Source organism: Aeromonas sp. 600479 (assembly GCF_049175515.1).
Lineage (GTDB): Bacteria > Pseudomonadota > Gammaproteobacteria > Enterobacterales > Aeromonadaceae > Aeromonas > Aeromonas veronii_A.
Window position 1 is genome coordinate 1 of the sequence record NZ_JAAKVF010000035.1, and the last position, 787, is coordinate 787.

Consider the following 787-nt stretch of genomic DNA (forward strand, 5'->3'; position numbering starts at 1 on the left):
TGGCTTTTGCTGTTCGTTCGCTCACAAAGCCACCAATCAGCATATTAAACCGGCGAAATCAGCTTACTGCAGGCACCGCGATAGCAAAATCATACAGATTGTCATAGATGGTATCGGCCAGAGCGTTACCCACTTCGGTGACCGGCTTACCGGTTCTGACCATGATTTTGTGACCAACCCCGGCATTGATGGCTGCTTTCAAATCGGAAGGCTTGTCACCCACCATATAGGAGCGGCTCATATCGATGTTCAGTTCCTGCCTAGCGAGCAGCAACATTCCCGGTTCAGGCTTGCGGCAGTCACAGGAGGTACCGTGATCCGGATGATGGGGACAGAAGTAGATGCCATCGAGATCCACATCCCGATCAGCCAGCGACCAATCCATCCACTCGGTCAGGTTCATGAAATCATCTTCGGTGAAATAACCGCGGGCAATCCCTGACTGGTTGGTCACTACAACCAGCAGATAGCCTTTCTTTTTGAGGAGCTGCAGGGCGTCTATGACTCCGGGCAGAAAATGGAAGTCATCGACCTGGCTGACATAGCCAGTGTCTTCATTGATGACACCGTCACGATCCAGAAAAATGGCGGGTTTGCTCACGGAAACTACCTCAATCAATGGTTTTGCCCAGTATCTCACAGGGCAGATAAAGCCCAAAAACAAAAGGGGCGGCCGAAGCCACCCCTTTCATGTGTGCATTTAAAGTATCGATTAAGCGATAACTTTAGCTACAACACCAGCACCTACGGTACGGCCACCTTCACGGATAGCGAAACGCAGGCCGTC

2 protein-coding genes are annotated in these 787 nt (G+C 51.2%); both read right to left on the bottom strand.

Going from position 1 to position 787, the window contains the following annotated elements:
- Positions 1–58: 58 nt before the first annotated feature.
- Positions 59–601: a D-glycero-beta-D-manno-heptose 1,7-bisphosphate 7-phosphatase gene (gene gmhB / locus G5149_RS20880; RefSeq protein WP_337073313.1), complete on the bottom strand. Its 543-nt coding sequence runs from the start codon at positions 599–601 to the stop codon at positions 59–61.
- A 111-nt stretch (positions 602–712) separates the two neighbouring features.
- Positions 713–787, bottom strand: a 75-nt coding sequence (locus tag G5149_RS20885; protein WP_197724836.1) for a hypothetical protein, incomplete at its 5' end; no start/stop codon positions are given.